The organism is Agrobacterium sp. RAC06 (assembly GCF_001713475.1).
Lineage (GTDB): Bacteria > Pseudomonadota > Alphaproteobacteria > Rhizobiales > Rhizobiaceae > Allorhizobium.
Window position 1 is genome coordinate 1,357,949 of sequence record NZ_CP016499.1, and the last position, 18,272, is coordinate 1,376,220.

Annotated in this window: 15 protein-coding genes; 9 read left to right on the top strand and 6 right to left on the bottom strand. The window is 61.8% G+C overall.

Annotated elements, in window-relative coordinates; genetic code table 11:
• Nucleotides 1-20: 20 nt before the first annotated feature.
• Nucleotides 21-1,394 (bottom strand): aspartate aminotransferase family protein, encoded by a 1,374-nt coding sequence (locus tag BSY240_RS06560; RefSeq protein ID WP_069041771.1) that lies wholly within the window; start codon nt 1,392-1,394, stop codon nt 21-23.
• Between the two features lie 192 nt (nt 1,395-1,586).
• Here BSY240_RS06560 and BSY240_RS06565 point away from each other — a divergent pair, with 192 nt between their 5' ends.
• The 5 genes from BSY240_RS06565 (at nt 1,587) to BSY240_RS06585 (ending at nt 8,503) form a co-directional block, all read left to right on the top strand.
• Nucleotides 1,587-2,945: a glutamine synthetase family protein gene (locus BSY240_RS06565; RefSeq protein ID WP_069041772.1), complete on the top strand. Its 1,359-nt coding sequence runs from the start codon at nt 1,587-1,589 to the stop codon at nt 2,943-2,945.
• A gap of 247 nt (nt 2,946-3,192) precedes the next feature.
• Entirely contained in the window at nt 3,193-4,791 is a 1,599-nt protein-coding gene (locus BSY240_RS06570) for a peptide ABC transporter substrate-binding protein (protein WP_069041773.1), read from the top strand.
• Nucleotides 4,792-4,852: 61 nt separating this feature from the next.
• Nucleotides 4,853-5,776, top strand: a complete 924-nt coding sequence (gene oppB / locus BSY240_RS06575; protein WP_069041774.1) for an oligopeptide ABC transporter permease OppB — start codon at nt 4,853-4,855, stop codon at nt 5,774-5,776.
• Nucleotides 5,769-6,893 (top strand): ABC transporter permease, encoded by a 1,125-nt coding sequence (locus BSY240_RS06580; RefSeq protein WP_069041775.1) that lies wholly within the window; start codon nt 5,769-5,771, stop codon nt 6,891-6,893. Before oppB ends, BSY240_RS06580 begins: the two co-directional genes overlap by 8 nt.
• A gap of 2 nt (nt 6,894-6,895) precedes the next feature.
• On the top strand, nt 6,896-8,503 hold the full coding sequence (locus BSY240_RS06585; RefSeq protein WP_069041776.1) for an ABC transporter ATP-binding protein: 1,608 nt from the start codon (nt 6,896-6,898) through the stop codon (nt 8,501-8,503).
• A gap of 54 nt (nt 8,504-8,557) precedes the next feature.
• On the opposite strand, the gene BSY240_RS06590 is transcribed toward BSY240_RS06585, so the two are convergent.
• The gene (locus BSY240_RS06590; protein WP_054149619.1) at nt 8,558-9,475 is read right to left on the bottom strand and encodes a diacylglycerol/lipid kinase family protein; all 918 of its coding nucleotides are present in this window, start codon (nt 9,473-9,475) and stop codon (nt 8,558-8,560) included.
• 252 nt (nt 9,476-9,727) lie between these two features.
• Between BSY240_RS06590 and BSY240_RS06595 the strand changes: the two genes are divergently transcribed.
• Entirely contained in the window at nt 9,728-10,945 is a 1,218-nt protein-coding gene (locus BSY240_RS06595) for an MFS transporter (RefSeq protein WP_069043861.1), read from the top strand.
• 192 nt (nt 10,946-11,137) lie between these two features.
• Nucleotides 11,138-12,160, top strand: a complete 1,023-nt coding sequence (locus tag BSY240_RS06600) for a zinc-binding alcohol dehydrogenase family protein (RefSeq protein ID WP_069041777.1) — start codon at nt 11,138-11,140, stop codon at nt 12,158-12,160.
• Nucleotides 12,161-12,208: 48 nt separating this feature from the next.
• On the opposite strand, the gene BSY240_RS06605 is transcribed toward BSY240_RS06600, so the two are convergent.
• Nucleotides 12,209-12,682 carry an Lrp/AsnC family transcriptional regulator gene (locus BSY240_RS06605; RefSeq protein WP_069043862.1) on the bottom strand — a complete coding sequence of 158 codons (474 nt, stop codon included), beginning with the start codon at nt 12,680-12,682 and terminating at the stop codon, nt 12,209-12,211.
• A 129-nt stretch (nt 12,683-12,811) separates the two neighbouring features.
• On the opposite strand from BSY240_RS06605, the gene BSY240_RS06610 reads away from it, so the two are divergent.
• Nucleotides 12,812-13,726, top strand: coding sequence for a DMT family transporter (locus BSY240_RS06610; RefSeq protein WP_069041778.1), 915 nt, complete (start codon nt 12,812-12,814; stop codon nt 13,724-13,726).
• Nucleotides 13,727-13,735: 9 nt separating this feature from the next.
• Here the strand turns inward: BSY240_RS06610 and BSY240_RS06615 are convergent, their stop codons facing one another.
• The 3 genes from BSY240_RS06615 to BSY240_RS06625 form a co-directional block, all read right to left on the bottom strand.
• Nucleotides 13,736-14,143 (bottom strand): winged helix-turn-helix transcriptional regulator, encoded by a 408-nt coding sequence (locus BSY240_RS06615; protein ID WP_054149622.1) that lies wholly within the window; start codon nt 14,141-14,143, stop codon nt 13,736-13,738.
• A 306-nt stretch (nt 14,144-14,449) separates the two neighbouring features.
• Nucleotides 14,450-15,064 carry a L,D-transpeptidase gene (locus tag BSY240_RS06620; RefSeq protein WP_054149623.1) on the bottom strand — a complete coding sequence of 205 codons (615 nt, stop codon included), beginning with the start codon at nt 15,062-15,064 and terminating at the stop codon, nt 14,450-14,452.
• A 252-nt stretch (nt 15,065-15,316) separates the two neighbouring features.
• A complete protein-coding gene (locus BSY240_RS06625) occupies nt 15,317-16,981 on the bottom strand; it encodes an electron transfer flavoprotein-ubiquinone oxidoreductase (protein WP_069043863.1) in 1,665 nt (554 codons plus the stop codon).
• A 331-nt stretch (nt 16,982-17,312) separates the two neighbouring features.
• Here BSY240_RS06625 and BSY240_RS06630 point away from each other — a divergent pair, with 331 nt between their 5' ends.
• Nucleotides 17,313-18,224: an NAD(P)-dependent oxidoreductase gene (locus tag BSY240_RS06630; RefSeq protein ID WP_069041779.1), complete on the top strand. Its 912-nt coding sequence runs from the start codon at nt 17,313-17,315 to the stop codon at nt 18,222-18,224.
• Nucleotides 18,225-18,272 lie beyond the last annotated feature (48 nt).

An 18,272-nucleotide genomic window follows, 5' to 3' on the forward strand; every position in this document is an offset into this window, starting at 1 on the left:
GCCTCATTGGTTGGGCCCCTTCACCCCTCGCCGCGATTGTCCTTCAACCAGTCCAGGCCGTTGCGCAACGTATCGACCGCCTGGTCGATCTCGGCGCGCGAGATGATCAGCGGCGGGGAGAAGAGCATGCGGTCGCCGGTGGCGCGCAGCACGACGCCGGCGTTCACACATTGGTTGCGGACAGCTGTCCCGGTATCGTCAGGCTTCTTGAAGCGGCGGCGGGTGGCCTTGTCGGCGGCGATCTGGACGGCGCCCATCAGGCCGACGCTGACGGCTTCGCCGACGAGCTCATGGTCGGTGAGCGAGGCGAGAGCTGCGGCGAGATAGGGGCCGGTGTCGTCGCGCACGCGCTCGACCAAGCCTTCTTCCTCGATGATGCGGATGTTTTCCAGCGCTGCAGCTGCTGCCACCGGGTGACCGGAATAGGTATAGCCGTGGTAGAAGTCGCCGAGTTCGTTGACCATGACTTCCGCCACGCGGTCGGAGACGAGAACGCCGCCAATCGGCAGATAGCCAGACGACAGGCCCTTGGCGATCGGCGCGAGGTCCGGTTCGAAATCATAATGCTGGTGGCCGAACCACGAACCCAAACGGCCAAAGCCAGAGATGACTTCGTCGGCGACAAGCAGAATCTGGTACTTGGCGCAGATTCGCTTGATTTCCGGCCAGTAGGTAGACGGCGGCACGATGACGCCGCCGGCCCCCTGGATCGGCTCGGCAACGAAGGCGGCGACATTCTCTTCGCCGAGTTCGATGATCTTCTCTTCCAGCTCGCGGGCGACTTTCAGGCCGAAATCCTCAGGTGTCAGATCGCCGCCCTGGGCATACCAGTAGGGCTGGTTGATGTGGTGGATGCCCTCGATCGGCAGGTTGCCCTGCTCGTGCATCCACTTCATGCCGCCCAGCGAGGCGCCGGCGACGGTCGAGCCATGATAGGCGTTCTTGCGGGCAATGACCTGTGTCTTCGTCTCATGGCCGAGCGCCTTCCAGTAGACGCGCGCCATGCGGAACCAGGTGTCGGAGGCTTCCGAACCGGAGTTCGAGAAGAAGACGCGGTTCAGCTTCGGACCGGCCTTTTCGGCGATCTTCTGGGCGAGCAGCGTGGTCGGCGGCGTCGTGGTGCCGAAGAAGGTGTTGTAATAGGGCAGTTCCAGCATCTGGGCGTGGACCACATCGGCGATCGACTTGCGGCCATAGCCGACATTGACGCACCAGAGCCCGGCAAAGGCATCGAGATACTGCTTGCCGGTCGAATCCCAGATATGCACGCCTTCCGCACGGGTGATGATCTTGGTGCCGGCCGCATTCAGCTTCTTCATGTCCGAGAAGGGATGAAGATGGTGGGCAGCGTCGATGGCACCGAGGTTGGAGACGGCGGTAAGCGGCTTGTTCATGGGTCGGGTCCTTGACCGGGGCGGAAGCTCTTGCTTTCACGGCCAAACATGGTCCGCGTGGCAGCCCTGCCCCGCATTGAAAGGCGGAACATTATCGGCTACGAACATGACCGTCCAAAACGCGTTTGGCAAGGCACCGATTGCCGCGTTCCTCCGGCCAAATCCGCCCCGAAAGCCAACGAGAGTTTTCCCATGACAGCACCGACCGAGGCCGCCGATCTTACCGCAGCCGACCCTTCCGCGCGCATCGAGGTGCTGCTCGTCGGCATGAATGGCGACCTGCGCGGCAAGATGATTCCGCTGAAAGCCGAGGACAAGGTCTGGAAGAACACGGTGCGCCTGCCGGCCTCGACGCAATCGCTCGACATCTGGGGCGACGACAATGACGACATTACCAAGATCTCGCTGACGCTCGGAGATCCCGATGGCATCTGCATGCCGGACAAGAACTCGCTGACGACGCTTCCCTGGGGGCCTGCCGGCTCCAAGCAGGTGCTGGCCACCATGCATACGCTCGATGGAGAGCCGCATTTCGTCTGCCCGCGCGCGATCCTCGCCAATGTGATGAAGCGCTTCGAGGAGAAGGGCCTGACGCCTGTTGTTGCCACCGAGCTTGAATTCTATGTGATGGAGCCGGATTTCCGCGAGACCGGCGTGCCGATGCCGCCGAAGGCGCTGGTCATGAATGGCGAAGTCGAGGGCTACCAGCTCTACGACATGCGTGCGACCGCCGCGATGGAAGATTTCCTCGACACGGTGCGCGAATACTGCGACCATATGGGCCTGCCGGCCGATGCGACGACCGCCGAATTCGGCCCCGGCCAGTTCGAGGTCAACCTTTTGCACAAGCCGGACGCCATGGCCGCTGCCGACGACTGCATCTACCTGAAACGCGTCGTCGATTTCGCCGCCCGCCGGCATGGTTTCAAGGCGACCTGCATGGCCAAGCCCTATGGCGATCACGCGGGTTCCGGCCTGCATGTGCATGCCTCGATCATCGACAAAGACGGCAAGAACATCCTCGACGCCAAGGGCGGCGATCCGGTGAAGCTGAAGTCGATCACCGCCGGCATGCTGAAGAGCATGCAGGATGCGCAGCTGATCTTCGCGCCCTTTGCCAATTCCTATCGCCGCTTCCAGCCGGGCTCCTTTGCGCCCGACAAGATCGACTGGGGTTTCGGCAATCGCGGCACCGCCATCCGCATTCCCGACAAGGACGGCCCCGCCGCCCGTATTGAACATCGCGTCGCCGGCGCCGATGCCAATCCGCATCTCTTGCTCGCCGCCATCCTCGGCGGCATCCTGCTTGGCCTCGACGAGGATCTTGATCCCGGCCAGGTCACGACGCCGGACAGCGCGCCTGAAAACCCCGACATGCTGACCTATGATTTCCTGACCGCCGTCGAGCGGTTCCGCGCATCCGCCTTCATCGCCGACATCTTCGGGGCCGAATATCAGCGCATCTATGGCGACACCAAGCGCAAGGAGGCCATGGCCTTCCTCAGGACCGTGTCGAGCTTCGATTACCAGACCTATCTGCCGCGCATCTGACCCCTACCGAGCCACCGGAAACCTTGCAGACGCGGCCCTCGGGCCGCGTTGTCGCATTTCGGGCAGGATTTGACGCTATAATTTTATTTCGTCACAAAACGGTCACACGAAATCTTCGTGCCAAGTCACAGGCCAACCCTCCAATTTCCTCCCAAAAATTAGGGTAGCCACAAAAAATGCGGCTTGCCACCTCCGCACGAATATTCTTCTCTCCCTTTCCGTTAACGTGAACTGGGAGTTCCAAACGATGTCTATCCAGACGCGCCGGCTGCTCGGCACCTCTCTTCTCCTCACCTCCTTGATGTTTGGCGCAAGCCAGGCGCTGGCCGAAGTCGTGCTTCATCGCGGCAATTCCGGCGAGCCGCAGACGCTCGATCAGGCCAATACCTCGATCGACATCGAAGCCTTCATTCTGAAGGATCTCTATGAGGGCCTGACGATCTACGACGCCAAGGGCGAAATCGTGCCCGGCGCTGCCGAAAGCTGGACCATCTCCGACGATGGCACGGTCTATACCTTCAAGATCCGCGAAAACGCCAAGTGGTCGGATGGCTCGCCGGTGACGGCTGAAGACTTCGTCTACTCGATCCAGCGCGTCCAGAACCCGGAAACCGCCGCGAAATACGCCAACATCCTCTACCCGATCAAGAATGCCGAAAAGGCCAACAAGGGTGAAGCGAAGCTGGAAGAAATCGGCGTCAAGGCCGTTGACGAGAAGACCCTCGAAGTGACCCTTGAGCGCGCAACGCCTTTCTTCCTCGAGCTTCTGGCCCACCAGACCGCCCTGCCCGTCTCCAAGGCAAGCGTCGAAAAGAACGGCAAGGATTTCGTCAAGCCGGGCGTGATGGTGTCGAACGGCGCCTACAAGCTCGAGAGCCACGTGCCGAATGATAACCTCGTGGTCGTGAAGAACGAAAACCACTGGGATGCCGCCAATACCCAGATCGACAAGGTTGTCTTCTACCCGATCGACGATCAGGCCGCTTCGGTCCGTCGTTTCGAAGCCAAGGAAATGGACCTCGTCTACAACTTCTCGGCCGACCAGATCGACCGGCTGAAGGACAGCTATGGCGAGCAGGTCCGCGTTTCGCCGTCGGCCTCGACCTATTACTACGTCTTCGACACCCGCCAGGAACCCTATAGCGACGTGCGCGTCCGCCAGGCCCTCTCCATGGCCGTCGATCGCGACTTCCTGGCCGAGGAGATCTATTCCGGCGCGCAGCTGCCGACCTACTCGCTGGTTCCGGATGGTCTCGGCGGCTACGAGGCAGCCAAGGCCGACTTCGCCGAGATGTCGCAGCTCGACCGCGAAGACAAGGCGATCGAACTGATGAAGGAAGCCGGTTACGGTGAAGGCGGCAAGCCGCTCAACATCGAGATCCGCTACAACACCAACCCGAACCACGAGCGTGTCGCGACCGCCGTTGCCGACATGTGGAAGAACACGTTCGGCGCAACGGTGACGATGACCAACCTCGACGTGGCCTCGCACTACGCCTACCTCCAGGAAGGCGGCGCCTTCAACGTGGCTCGTGCCGGCTGGGTCGCCGACTATGCGGATGCTGAAAACTTCCTCGGCCTCAACGTCTCGACCAACACCTCGTTCAACTACGGCAAGTACAACAACCCGGAGTTCGACGCGCTGATGGCCAAGTCCTACACCGAAGGCGATGCCGAAGCCCGCAAGAAGATCCTGCATGATGCCGAAGTCATCCTGATGCGCGACCAGCCGATCGCTCCGCTGATGAGCACGGCGAACCTGTGGCTGGTCTCCGACCGCGTCAGCGGCTGGCAGGACAACGCCGCCAACGAGCATCTCAGCCGCTTCCTCCGCGTCGCTGAATAATCTCGTCACGTGACCGGACGACGCACGGCTCCGCCGCGCGTCGTCCTTTCAGGAGCAGGACATGACATCCTTCGTTCTCCGGCGGCTAATGAGCGCCGTTCCGACGATCTTCATCGTCGTCACCATCTCATTCTTTCTGATGCGGTTTGCGCCCGGCGGCCCCTTCAATCTCGAGCGCCCGCTTCCGCCTCAGACGATGGCCAATATCATGGCCACCTACAAACTCGACCAGCCGCTGATCAGCCAGTATCTGAGCTATATCGGCAATGCCGTCACCGGCGATCTCGGTCCGAGCTTCATTTACAAGGACAACACGGTCTCCGAACTGATCGGCAAGGCCCTGCCCTATTCGATCCAGCTGGGGGGGATCGCGATCCTGGTCGCGCTCATCGGCGGCGTCCTGCTCGGGACGGTCGCAGCACTCAGGCAAAACAGCACGATCGATTTTGCGGTCATGACGTTTGCGACGGTCGGCGTTACCATTCCCAATTTCGTCGTGGGTCCGGTGCTGACGCTTCTGTTTGCCGTGATCCTCAACTGGCTGCCGGCCGGTAGCTGGGGCGACGGCTCGCTGCGTTACCTGATCCTGCCGGTCACGGCGCTCGCCCTGCCGCAGCTTGCCGTTTTCGCCCGCCTCACCCGTGGCGCGATGATCGAGGCGCTGCATACCGACCATATCCGCACGGCCAAGGCTTACGGCCTGCCCTCGCGTGTCGTCGTCGTCACGCATGCGATGCGCGGTGCGATGCTGCCGATCGTCTCCTATCTCGCACCCTGTGCCGCCGCACTTCTGACCGGTTCCGCAGTGGTGGAGACGATTTTCACCATTCCCGGCGTCGGTCGCTACTTCGTGCTCGGCGCACTCAACCGCGACTATCCCCTCGTCATGGGCACCGTCATCCTCGTCGCCGTGTTCGTGATCGTCTTCAACCTGTTGGTCGACATCGCCTATGGCCTGCTCGATCCGAGGGTTCGCAATGACTGATATCACCGCTTCCCCCCAGCCGGAGATCACCGGACGCAGCCTCGCCCAGCTCGCCATGATGCGTTTTCGACGCAACAAGGCAGCCATCTCGGGCTGCGTGCTTCTGGCGTTCGTGACCCTGTTCTCCTTCGCCGGCCCGCTGTTCGTGCCACACAGCTACGATCAGGTCTTCTCCTCCTACGTCAACGTGCCGCCGAGCCTGACCCCTCGGCCCGATCCCGAGACGCTTCAGGACGTGGCCGAAAACGTGGCCCAGCGGGCAAGAGTGACACTCGACAGCTTTACGGTCGAGGATGGCCGCTTCACGGCCGTGGTCAGCTCGGATGAGGAAATCGATCCGCGCACGATCCGCTATTTCGACCGCAACAACGAGTTCAAGAATTCGGAAGTCGTTGAACAGGCAGCGGACGGTCGAAGCCTTACCGTGTCCGGAACCGTGGATCAGCTTACCTTCCCCTTTGGCACGGATTCGAACGGCCGCGACCTCCTCGTCCGCGTCATGCTCGGCGGGCAGATCTCGCTCGCCGTCGGCCTTGCAGCCAGCCTCGTCTCGCTCGGCATCGGCGTCGTCTATGGCGCGACCTCGGGCTATCTCGGTGGCCGCGTCGACAATGTGATGATGCGTATCGTCGAGATCCTCTACTCGCTGCCCTTCGTTTTCCTCGTCGTCGTGCTCGTGGTCTTCTTCGGGCGATCGGTGATCCTGATCTTCCTGGTGATCGGGGCGGTGGAATGGCTTGAAATGGCCCGGATCGTGCGCGGCCAGACGCTGTCGCTGAAGCGCCGCGAATTCGTCGGGGCTGCGGAAGCGCTGGGCCTGACCGACTGGCAGATCATCCGGCGCCACATCATCCCGAACACGATCGGCCCGGTCATCGTCTTCGTCACCGTCATCGTGCCGAAGGTCATCCTTCTCGAGAGCTTCCTGTCCTTCCTCGGCCTCGGTGTTCAGGCGCCGCTTGCCAGCTGGGGCACGCTGATCTCGGAAGGGGCGGCCAGCATGCAGAACGCACCCTGGCTTTTGATCTTCCCGGCGATCTTCTTCGTGACAACACTGTTTTCGCTGAATTTCGTGGGCGACGGCCTGCGGGATGCACTGGATCCGAAGGACCGATGAGCATGGACGACAAGACACACAACGAAACCGTGCTCGACGTTTCCGACCTCAAGGTGACGTTCGCGACACCCGACGGCACTGTCGAGGCGGTCAAGGGCATCAACTTTTCGGTGAAGAAGGGCGAAACGCTCGCCATCGTCGGCGAAAGCGGCTCGGGCAAGAGCCAGACCATGATGGGCATCATGGGCCTGCTCGCCAAGAACGGCGACGTCAGCGGCACGGCCGTCTATGGCGGACGCAACATCGTCGGCCTGCCGATCGGCGAGTTGAACAAGGTGCGCGGTGCGAAGATCACCATGATCTTCCAGGAGCCGATGACCTCGCTCGATCCACTCTACCGGATCGGCAAGCAGATATCAGAACCGCTCATCCATCACCGCGGCATGAGCAAGACGGAAGCGCGCGCCCGCGTGCTGGAACTCTTGAAGCTCGTCGGCATTCCCGACCCCGAGCGCCGCATCGACAGCTATCCGCACGAAATGTCCGGCGGCCAGCGCCAGCGCGTGATGATCGCCATGGCCTTGGCCAACGAGCCCGACGTGCTGATCGCGGATGAACCGACGACCGCGCTTGATGTCACCATCCAGGCGCAGATCCTCGATCTGCTGGCTGACCTGCAGAAGCGCTTCGGCATGGCGATCGTGCTGATCACCCACGACCTCGGCGTGGTCAAGCACGTGGCCGACCGTGTCGCTGTCATGCGCAAGGGCGAGATCGTCGAAACGGGAAGCCGCGATGCGATCTTCGGCAACGCCCAGCACGACTACACGAAGATGCTGCTGGCGGCAGAACCCTCTGGTACAAAGCCGCCGCCGGCTGACGATGCGCCGGTCGTGCTGGAAGGTCGCAATGTCACCGTCGATTTCGACATCGGCAGCGGTGGTTTCCTGCGTCCGAACCGCACCTTCCGGGCCGTCGACCAGGTCAGCGTCCGGCTCCGTCAGGGCCAGACCATCGGCATCGTCGGGGAATCCGGATCTGGCAAATCGACGCTCGGACGGGCGCTTTTGAAGCTGCTCGCAGCCGATGGCGCCTTCCGCTTCGAGACGGCGGATATCTCGAACCTCGACCGGGCCGGCATGCGCCCCTTCCGCAAGCAGTTGCAGCTGGTATTCCAGGACCCCTATGGCTCGCTCTCGCCGCGCCAGACCGTCGGCGAGATCATCACCGAGGGTCTCTACGTGCACGAGCCGCAGCTCAGCCGCGCCGAGCGTGACGCGCGCGCCATTGCTGCTCTCAAGGAGGTCGGCCTCGATCCGGCGGCCCGCAATCGCTATCCGCACGAATTCTCCGGCGGCCAGCGTCAGCGTATCGCCATTGCCCGCTCGATGATCCTGAAGCCGAAGGTGGTCATCCTCGACGAGCCGACCTCGGCGCTAGACCGGTCGGTCCAGCGGCAGGTGATCGAACTCTTGCGCGACCTGCAGGACAAGCATGGGCTTTCTTACGTCTTCATCAGCCACGACCTGTCGGTGATCCGTGCGATGTCGGACCATGTCATCGTGATGAAGAACGGCAAGATCGTCGAACAGGGTGCGACCGAGGCGATCTTCGATCATCCGCAGGAAGACTATACCCGCGACCTGATCGCGGCTGCCTTCAGCCACTGAGCTCGGTTCATCCACAAACCAGAAAGCGGCGCCCCAATCGGGCGCCGTTTTGGTTCATGCCGGCGCCTGCGGCCGCGCCACGAGCACCTTCAGCTGTCCGGCATGGATCTTGATCTCGACGTCAGCGGGCATGCGCAGCAATTCGCCGTCGAGCACACAGGCGGCACCCTTGCGATGTTTGGGGAAATGGAGATGCACCTTCTCCGCAGTCGAGGCGGTCACTGCCTCGTTCTCCTTGAACTTGCCCCTGATGATATCAAAAGCCAGCTTGCCGACGCCTGTCGGTTCCAGCGGCTCCGCCAGATAAACGCCAAGCCTGCCGGTATCGACTCGGTCGGCGAAGAACAGCGAATTGTTGCCGAGCGGATTGTTGGAGACGGAAATCGCCGAGACCGGGCGCTCCTCGCTGCGGCCGTCTCCGTCGATATCGAAGACGACCTCGAAGCGCGGCGGATCAAGCATGACGCCGAAGGCTGCACTCGTGCTTGCCCGGATCTTGCCGATACGGGAGGCAAAATTCATCTGGTTGCGCATCCGGACCATGCGGGCGTGCAGACCTGCGGAAAACTGGTGCACGAAGGGACGACCGTTCGCCGTTGCAATATCGACGTTGACAACGGTTGCGTCGGCCAAGAGGTCGAGTACCTTCCAGATGTCGAGCGGTAGCTTCAGCGAGCGGGCAAAGAGGTTCATCGTGCCGGCGGGGATGATGCCGAGCGGCACGCCGGCTTCCCAGGCGATGCCTGCGGCCGTGGATATCGTGCCGTCCCCACCGCCGGCCAGAAGCGCATCAAGGTCGCTCTCTTTGCTCGCCTTTTCCAGAGACTGCACAACCTCGTCGCCGCCGACGACATCGCATACGAGATCATGGCCCTTCGCCGCAAAGGCGCGGGTTGCCGTCTCGCAATAGGTCTGCATGTCGGTGGTCTTGAAGGTGCCACCTTCGCGATTGAGTACCGCCTTGATTTTCATGTCGCCCTTTCGCGGCCCTTGAGAGGCCAATGCTCACAACGTGTCGACGCCTCGAAAGTTTCGAAAGCCGCCTGCAGATCGATAGCGCACGAGCAGATTTCAAGATGGCGAGCAAAAGCCTTTGCCGCAGCGCACACGGATATGATAAAAAACAGTTCCTTCTTACGGCCTGCTGGCTCCTTTCTTTCATTTCGGCTTCCTCGGAAGCGCGTTTCGCGTGGCAAGGTTCTCTTGCGCGCCCATGGTGTTTTCATGACCGAATTCGCTTCGTCCCCCACCGCAGAACTACAACAGTCCCCGGCCCTGACGCCAACGACGATCCTGCTGATCGAACTGGCGCTCGCCGCTGGCGGTTTTGGCATCGGGACCGGCGAGTTCGTGATCATGGGGCTGCTGCCGGAGGTCGCAGAGACCTACGGGGTAACGGTGCCGCAGGCAGGCCATGTGATCAGCGCCTATGCGCTGGGTGTCGTCATCGGCGCACCGATCATCGCAGCACTTGCCGCCAAACTTCCGCGCAAGACGTTGCTCTTGCTGCTCATGGGCCTCTTCGCCGTCGGCAATTTCGCCAGTGCGCTCGCCACAGAATTTGCGACATTCACGCTTCTTCGCTTCATCACCGGTCTGCCGCATGGCGCCTATTTCGGTGTGGCCGCCCTGGTTGCCGCCTCCATGGCGCCGCCGAACCGTCGCGTTAGGGCCGTTGGCCGCGTGATGCTGGGGCTGACGATCGCCACGCTGATCGGCACGCCGATCGCAACCTTCCTCGGCCAGTTGATGAGCTGGCGCGCCGCGTTCTTCCTGGTAGCAGCCATCGCGGCCATAACCGTGGCGTTGATCGCACTCTATCTGCCGAAGGACGAAGTGGCCGAGGGCGCCAGCATCCGCCGCGAACTGTCGGCCTTCGGACGCCTGCAGGTCTGGCTGTCCTTCGGTGTCGCTGCCGTCGGCTTCGGCGGCATGTTTGCGATCTTCAGCTATATCGCCAAGACCGTGACCGATACCGCGGGTCTCCCGGCCAGCATGGTGGCAGTGGTTCTTGCCCTCTTCGGTATTGGCATGAATGTCGGCAATATCGTCGGCAGCCGCATGGCCGACTATTCGCTGAAGGGGACGATCGGTGGCATGCTCGCCTTCAATATCGTGCTGATGGCAGTCTTTTCGCTCACCGCGCACAATCCGATCATGCTGTGCATCTGCGTCTTCCTCACCGGCTGCGGCTTTGCCGCCTGCCCGGCCGTGCAGACCCGTCTCATGGATGTGGCAGCCGACGCGCAGACGCTCGCCGCCGCCACCAATCATTCCGCCTTCAACATTGCGAACGCGCTCGGCGCATGGCTCGGCGGACTGGTGATTGCCGCCGGCTACGGCTACGCCGCCACCGGCTATGTCGGCTCGGTGCTCTCGGCCTTCGGCCTGATCATCTTCCTGATCTCCATTGCTTTGGAAAAGAGGCTGTCACGCGGCTGAGGCGGTCTTCAAGGTCCGCTTGAGGGGACAGCCGGGAAATTGCTGGCCATCCTTTCGCGAGGGCGTGACATAGTCGGCACTGTGAAATGAACCGAGGTTCTTTTCTGTGCCTACAGACAACATGTGCATTCTTGCAGAACTCCAATCAATGTCCTTAATGAGTAGCGTTCAAACGCCAGACAGGAGTTTTCCATGCGCGCCATCGGCTTCCATATGCCCCAGCCCATCACCTCGGAGACGGCGCTGGTCGATCTCGAGCTGCCCGTGCCGGAGGCGGCAGGCCACGATCTCCTCGTCGAGATCAAGGCGATCTCGGTAAACCCGGTCGATACCAAGGTTCGCCGCAACCAGACGCCGCCGGCAGGCGAAGCCCGGATCCTCGGCTATGATGCGGCGGGCGTGGTCAAGGCCGTCGGTCCGGATGTCAGCCTCTTCAAGCCAGGAGACGAGGTCTACTACGCCGGCGCGATCAATCGTCCGGGCACCAATGCCGAATATCACCTCGTCGACGAACGCATCGTCGGCCTGAAGCCGAAGACGCTCTCCTTCGCACAAGCCGCCGCCCTGCCGCTGACTGCCATCACCGCTTACGAGGCGCTGTTCGACAGACTGAAGGTGAGCGATCCGGTCCTCGGCGCCGGACGGTCGATCCTGATTACGGGCGGTGCCGGTGGCGTCGGCTCGATTGCCATCCAGCTTGCCAAGGAACTGACCGACCTTACCGTCATCGCCACCGCCTCGCGCCCGGAGACGGTGGACTGGGCGAAGTCTCTCGGTGCCGATCACGTCATCGACCACAGCAAGCCGCTCGCCCAGGAATTTGCCGCGCTCGGCATCGACCCGCCGGGTTTCATCTTCTCGGTGACCCATAGCGGCCAGCATCGACTGGCGATGGCCGAGATCGTCGCGCCGATGGGCCGCATCTGCCTGATCGACGACTTCCCCGAAGGCTTCGACATCCTTGCCTTCAAGCAGAAGGTCGTCTCCCTGCACTGGGAGTTCATGTTCTCCCGGCCGGTCTTCCAGACGCCTGACATGATCGAGCAGCACAAGCTCTTGACGCATGTTGCCGAACTCATCGACGCGGGCAAAATCCGCACGACGCTCGATACCGTGCTCGGGCCGATCACGGCGGAAAACCTGCGCGAGGCGCACAGGCTGATCGAGAGCAACCGCACGCGCGGCAAGATCGTGCTGGAAGGTTTTCCGGCCTGAGCCAGTTCTTACCGGCCGCCGTCTCTGCGGCGGCCACCTCTTCCGCGATCAGGTGCGAACCGGGAGCTTCAGCGGCGCGCCTGTCTTGACGCTCCTGATCGCAAAATTCGACCGGATGTCGGTCACGTTGGGCAAGACGAGCAGCTTCTCCGTCAGCAAGGTCTCGTAGGCCGAGAGATTTTCGACGACGACTTCTGCCAGGAAATCGGACTCGCCCGAAATCATGTAGCAGGCAACGACTTCGGGAATGTCGAGCAAGGCCTCGTGCAGCGCATCGGCGTTCTCGCGCGTGTGGCGCGCCACCTTGAAGGCGACGAACACGGTGAGTTCGAGCCCCAGCATCCGACGGTCAAGATCTGCACGATAGCCGCGGATGAGACCGGTCTCCTCCATCAGCCTGATACGTCTGAGGCAAGGCGATTGCGAGAGCCCGACCTTGTCGGCAATCTCGACATTGGTGATGCGTGCGTCATCCTGCAGAAGCTTGAGGATCGCGTGATCGAACTTGTCGAGTTTTGGCAGCAATTAGAACTCCAATGCTTCTTTTTGGCATATTCTGCCAAATTGCTAACCATCAGGCGTGCATTGCGCAAGGACACGTCAGAGCGAACGGCATAAGATTGGACGCAAGCATCATCTTCTGGAGCAACCATGTCCGCCGTCGGCACCACTCCCCTTCCCGGCTCCGGCCGCTCAGCGCTGGGTGCATTGTCGGCGCTGTCCGTCGTGCTCATCTGGGCGTCGTGGCTGGTTTCCACACGTCATAGCGTCGGCGCCGGGCTTGGCCCCCTCGACCTCAGTCTTCTGCGTTATGGCATTCCGGCGCTCGTGCTGGCTCCGGTCTGGTGGCGTACGGGCCTGTTTCCCAAGGGGGCCATGGGACCACTCTGCCTGATGATTCTCGGCTCCGGCGCGCCCTTCTTTCAGATCGTCGCCTTTGGCATGCGCCATACACCCGCCTCGGCGGCCGGCGTCTTGCTGCCGGGGCTGATGCCGCTTGCGGTCGCAGTCATCGGGATGGCATTCCTTGGCGAACGACCCGACAGATGGCGCAAGGCAGGCATGGTTGCGATCCTCGCAGGCGGCGGCATCCTGCTCGCGGGCAATCTGGGTGCTGACGGGCTCGGCTGGATCAGCTTCACCATCCTTCCCATCGGCGCGACGCTCTGGGCCATCTATACCCATGCCTTCCGCCGCAGCGGACTCGATGCCTTCGAAGGAGCGGCCTTGATCTGCGTCTGGTCGACCCTTCTCAACCTTGCGGCCCTGCCCTTTGTCGGCACCCAATTCCTGACGGCACCCTTGGGGGAAATCGCCCTGCAATCCGTCACACAGGGCCTGCTTTCAGGCTTAGTCGCGACCTTGCTCTATGGGACGGCAGTTCGCGCACTCGGCGGAACCCAGGCTGCCGCCTATACGGCGATCACGCCAGTGGCTGCGGCCATTGGCGGTGCCGTGCTGCTTGCGGAGCCGCTCGGCATCTCGGTTCTCGTTGCGGCGCTTGTCACCGGGCTCGGCGTCCTCTTGTCCACCGGCCTTTTGTCCCGACGTCCGCCCGCAGGCTGACGGTCGGCATTACGCAGCAGAACGCATGATCGCTGCACTGCCCGTCGGGCTCTCGCTCGGCTTCAGTGCCGCATCCTCGACGGCCACGAGGTTCTCCTGGCCCCAACGGCCGATCGCCTGAAGCACCGGCTCGAGGCTGCGGCCGAGCGGAGTCAGCGAATAGTCCACACGCGGCGGCACGACCGGATAGACGGTGCGGGCGACGAGACCGGCGACCTCCATGTCGCGCAACTGTTTCGACAACATGCGATGGGTAATCGATGGCAGGCGCTTCACCAGTTCGTTGAAGCGCAGCACTTCGTCCTTGAGGAGATGGTGGAGGATCACGCCCTTCCATTTGCCGTCGAACAGCTGCAGGGTCGCCTCGATCTGGCAACCACCGAGGTCGGACAAGCCGGCGTTCATATCGCGAGCCATTCAAAATCCCTTCTCAAATCTTCGACGCGGCCGGTCACCGGCGCATCTGTTCCCACTTAGTCCCGATCGGTCGGCGGAAAAAGCCTCCGGCCGATCGGAATTGGTCGACACAGCGTCAACCAGACATTCGACGCACAAGAGCGCCGGAAAGTTTCATTGCGGGGAGATTGGGGCAAAGACTTGGAGCTGCAAGCGTGATGGCACAGTCGTGACTGGGTGTGACAAGACAGTGCCAATCGATCACAGCAAAGTGGCGCCGGTCCGGGAACCAGCGCCACAATAAAGACGGGAAAGTCGAAGCGCCGATCAGGCCTGAATCACCACGACCTTGCTGCCGACATCGACACGCGCATAGAGATCGATCACGTCGTGGTTCATCATGCGGACGCAGCCCGAGGACATCGCCTGGCCGATCGACCAGGGCTGGTTGGTGCCATGAATGCGGAACATGGTGTCGTTGCCGCCACGATAGAGATACATGGCGCGGGCGCCGAGCGGATTGTTCGGGCCGCCGGGCACACCGCCGGCATATTTCAGGTTCCGCTCGGGGTCACGGCGGATCATGTTGGGGGTCGGCGTCCAGCTCGGCCATTCTGCCTTGCGACCGACATAAGCATTGCCGGAAAGAGCAAGGCCCGCGCGGCCGACGCCGATGCCGTAGCGCATGGCCCGACCATTGCCCATCACGTGGTAGAGCCGGCGCTCTGGCGTATTCACCACGATCGTGCCCGGAGCGTGTGGCGTCTCGTATGCCACTTCCTGACGACGCAGTTCCGGCTTGATCTTCTCGATCGGTACCTTTTTCAGCGGAAACGGCTCGTCCGGCACGTCGCCATACAGGGCCTGCTGATTGGGAACGGACTGGCAGCCGGCGATGAAGAGCGGCAGGCCAAACAAAAGACCGCGGCGGGAAATGGTCATGTTTCAGGCGTCCTCGGGATTACGATTCGTTGCCGAGGAGCCTAGGAATTTATGGTTAATGACTGGTTAAATCTAAAGGTGCTTGTTAAGATCGATGGCGAAGATGGGGCGGTGGCTGGTGGCGACACCGCACTGCAATGCAAAAAGGGCGACCTCTCGACCGCCCTTTGAATAGACATTACATGTCGGATAGACCGGCCCTTCGCCGCCAATTTGCCAGCGGCGGTCCGTGCGGGCCTGCCTCTCGAACATTTACATGTTCGGATAGACCGGCCCTTCGCCGCCTTGTGGCGGTACCCAGTTGATATTCTGGTTCGGGTCCTTGATATCGCAGGTCTTGCAGTGAACGCAGTTCTGGGCGTTGATCACGAAGGTCTGCTCGCCCTCCTTCTCCACCCATTCATAGACGCCCGCCGGACAGTAGCGGGTCGACGGACCGGCATAGACGTCGAGTTCGGATCGCTTCTGCAGATCCATGTCCTTGACCTTGAGGTGGACCGGCTGGTCTTCCTCGTGGTTGGTGTTGGAGAGGAAGACCGAGGAGAGGCGGTCGAAGGTCAACACACCATCCGGCTTCGGATAGGCGATCGGCTTGTGGCTCGCTGCCGGCTCCAGGGATTGTGCATCGGTCTTGCCATGCTTCAGCGTGCCGAAGAAGGAGAAGCCCACGAGCTGGTTCATCCACATGTCGATGCCACCGAGGCCGACGCCCAGCGCCGTACCGAGCTTCGACCAGAGCGGCTTGACGTTGCGCACGCGCTTGAGGTCCTTGCCGATGTCGGTCGAACGCCATTCGATCTCGATCTCGATCGGTTCGTCATTGGCGCGGCCGGCGGCAATCGCATCCGCAATTTTTTCTGCTGCCAGCATGCCGGAGAGCACGGCGTTATGGCTGCCCTTGATGCGGGGGACGTTGACGAGACCGGCGGAACAGCCGATCAGCGCGCCGCCCGGGAAGGAGAGCTTCGGCACGGACTGGTACCCGCCTTCGGTAATGGCGCGGGCGCCATAGGACAGGCGCTTGCCGCCTTCAAAGGTCTTGGCGATCGCCGGATGGGTCTTGAACCGCTGGAACTCCTCGAAGGGATAAAGATAGGGGTTCTTGTAGTTCAGGTGCACGACGAAGCCGACGGCAACCATGTTGTCTTCGAGATGGTAGAGGAAGGAGCCGCCGCCGGTCTTCATCCCGAGCGGCCAGCCGAAGGAATGCTGGACGAGGCCCGGCTTGTGGTGCTCGGGCTTGACCTGCCAGAGTTCCTTCAGGCCGATGCCGAACTTCTGCACGTCGCTTTCGCGCGAAAGATCGAACTTGGCAATCAGCTGCTTGGCGAGCGAGCCGCGCACGCCTTCCGAGATCAGCACATATTTGCCGAGCAGTTCCATGCCGCGCGTGTAGGCCGGACCCGGCTCGCCGTTTTTCTTGATGCCCATGTCGCCGGTCGCGACGCCGATCACGGCGCCCTGGTCATTGTAGAGCACTTCGGAGGCTGCAAAGCCCGGATAGATCTCGACGCCGAGCGCTTCCGCATGGGCGCCGAGCCAGCGACAGACATTGCCGAGCGAGACGATGTAATTGCCGTGATTGTTCATCAGCGGCGGCATCAGCATGTTGGGAAGGCGAATTGAGCCGGCCGGACCGAGGAAGAGGAACTGGTCATCGGTGACTTCCGTCTTGAACGGATGGTCGGCTTCCTCGCGCCAGCCGGGGATCAGCCGGTCGATGCCGATGGGATCCACCACGGCACCGGAGAGAATATGCGCGCCGACTTCCGCACCCTTTTCGAGCACGACGACGGTCAGATCCGGATTGACCTGTTTCAGACGGATCGCTGCCGACAGACCTGCGGGACCTGCGCCCACGATCACGACGTCGAATTCCATGCTTTCGCGTTCTGGCAGTTCCATATCCGTGCTCATCGTCATTTCCTCATCAGGCGGTCCCATCCGCCTTCCTCCTTGACAAAACCGAACCCAATTGTCGAGCCGAAGCGCGACGCGCCAAGGCGCAAATTCCGGCAGGGCGATGTGAAGCGCGAGAATATCTTACGTGAACGTAAGGGTCAATGCGACGATTTCGCTGCGTTGGCTGTAGTCACCGCTCGCCGGACCTTTCTTCTCGCTTTCCCAACGAAAAGTGCGGCGCCGTGTTCCGCCTGCGTCAAATCCTGTCGCAGGCCAAAATCTGTCTTTGAAACCTTCCCCGCTTTGTCTCAGTCTGGCGACAAAACGCCAGCAGGGGGCAGACAACATGGCATTCACATATGGTTTCATCGGGCTCGGCCATCTTGGCCGCCATCTCGCCGGCAGCCTGGTCCGGGCTGGCTTCACCGTCGTGGTCAATGATCTCGATCCCGACAATGCCAAGGAGCTGGTGGCTGCCGGCGCCAAGTTTGCCGCAAACCCTCAAGCTGTGGCTGAAGTCGCAGATGCCGTGATCACGTGTCTGCCCTCGCCCAAGGTCAGCGAACGCGTTCTGACCGGCGAGCGCGGCATTCTGAAAGGCCTGAAGCCGGGTGCCACCTGGATCGAAATGAGCACGCTCGACGAACAGGAAGTCCTGCGTCTCGGCAAGATCGCGGCCGATGCTGGCGTGCGCATGCTTGAAGCGCCCGTTACCGGAGGCGTGCATCTGGCAGCCTCAGGCGAAATCACCGTCATCATCGGCGGAGATGCCGACCTCTACGATCTGCACCGGCCGGCCTTCCAGGCGATGGGAAAGCAGATTTTTCGAGCAGGCCCGCTCGGCAAGGCTGCCGTGATCAAGGTCATCACCAACATGCTCGCCTTCATCCACCTGATCGCAACCGGCGAGGCACTGATGCTGGCGAAGAAGGGGGGCATCGACCTGACGGATGCCTTCAACATCATCAAGGCCTCCTCGGGCAACAGTTTCGTGCATGAGACCGAGGGCCAGGTGATCCTGAACGGCAGCTACAACATCAACTTCACCATGGATCTCGCCGTCAAGGATCTGGGCTTTGCGCTGGGCTTCGGCCGCGACTTCGGCGTACCCCTCGACCTTGCCTCCCATGCACTGCAGACCTTCATCCGCGCCCGCTCGACCTATGGCGGCGACGCATGGTCGTCGCAGGTCGTGAAACTTCTCGAAGATGCAACCGGCACCGATCTGCGGGCACCCGGATTTCCAGCGGAGCTTTGAGCGGTTAGAGAGGTCTTGATTGGTGGCTCGGCGCCTTGCGGCGACCGG

Excerpts from the sequence above, each read along its gene's own strand:
- BSY240_RS06560 (WP_069041771.1), bottom strand. The coding sequence starts at position 1,394 with ATGAACAAGCCGCTTACCGCCGTCTCCAACCTCGGTGCCATCGACGCT.
- BSY240_RS06565 (WP_069041772.1), top strand. The coding sequence starts at position 1,587 with ATGACAGCACCGACCGAGGCCGCCGATCTTACCGCAGCCGACCCTTCC.
- BSY240_RS06570 (WP_069041773.1), top strand. The coding sequence starts at position 3,193 with ATGTCTATCCAGACGCGCCGGCTGCTCGGCACCTCTCTTCTCCTCACC.
- oppB (WP_069041774.1), top strand. The coding sequence starts at position 4,853 with ATGACATCCTTCGTTCTCCGGCGGCTAATGAGCGCCGTTCCGACGATC.
- BSY240_RS06580 (WP_069041775.1), top strand. The coding sequence starts at position 5,769 with ATGACTGATATCACCGCTTCCCCCCAGCCGGAGATCACCGGACGCAGC.
- BSY240_RS06585 (WP_069041776.1), top strand. The coding sequence starts at position 6,896 with ATGGACGACAAGACACACAACGAAACCGTGCTCGACGTTTCCGACCTC.
- BSY240_RS06590 (WP_054149619.1), bottom strand. The coding sequence starts at position 9,475 with ATGAAAATCAAGGCGGTACTCAATCGCGAAGGTGGCACCTTCAAGACC.
- BSY240_RS06595 (WP_069043861.1), top strand. The coding sequence starts at position 9,728 with ATGACCGAATTCGCTTCGTCCCCCACCGCAGAACTACAACAGTCCCCG.
- BSY240_RS06600 (WP_069041777.1), top strand. The coding sequence starts at position 11,138 with ATGCGCGCCATCGGCTTCCATATGCCCCAGCCCATCACCTCGGAGACG.
- BSY240_RS06610 (WP_069041778.1), top strand. The coding sequence starts at position 12,812 with ATGTCCGCCGTCGGCACCACTCCCCTTCCCGGCTCCGGCCGCTCAGCG.
- BSY240_RS06615 (WP_054149622.1), bottom strand. The coding sequence starts at position 14,143 with ATGGCTCGCGATATGAACGCCGGCTTGTCCGACCTCGGTGGTTGCCAG.
- BSY240_RS06620 (WP_054149623.1), bottom strand. The coding sequence starts at position 15,064 with ATGACCATTTCCCGCCGCGGTCTTTTGTTTGGCCTGCCGCTCTTCATC.
- BSY240_RS06625 (WP_069043863.1), bottom strand. The coding sequence starts at position 16,981 with ATGAGCACGGATATGGAACTGCCAGAACGCGAAAGCATGGAATTCGAC.
- BSY240_RS06630 (WP_069041779.1), top strand. The coding sequence starts at position 17,313 with ATGGCATTCACATATGGTTTCATCGGGCTCGGCCATCTTGGCCGCCAT.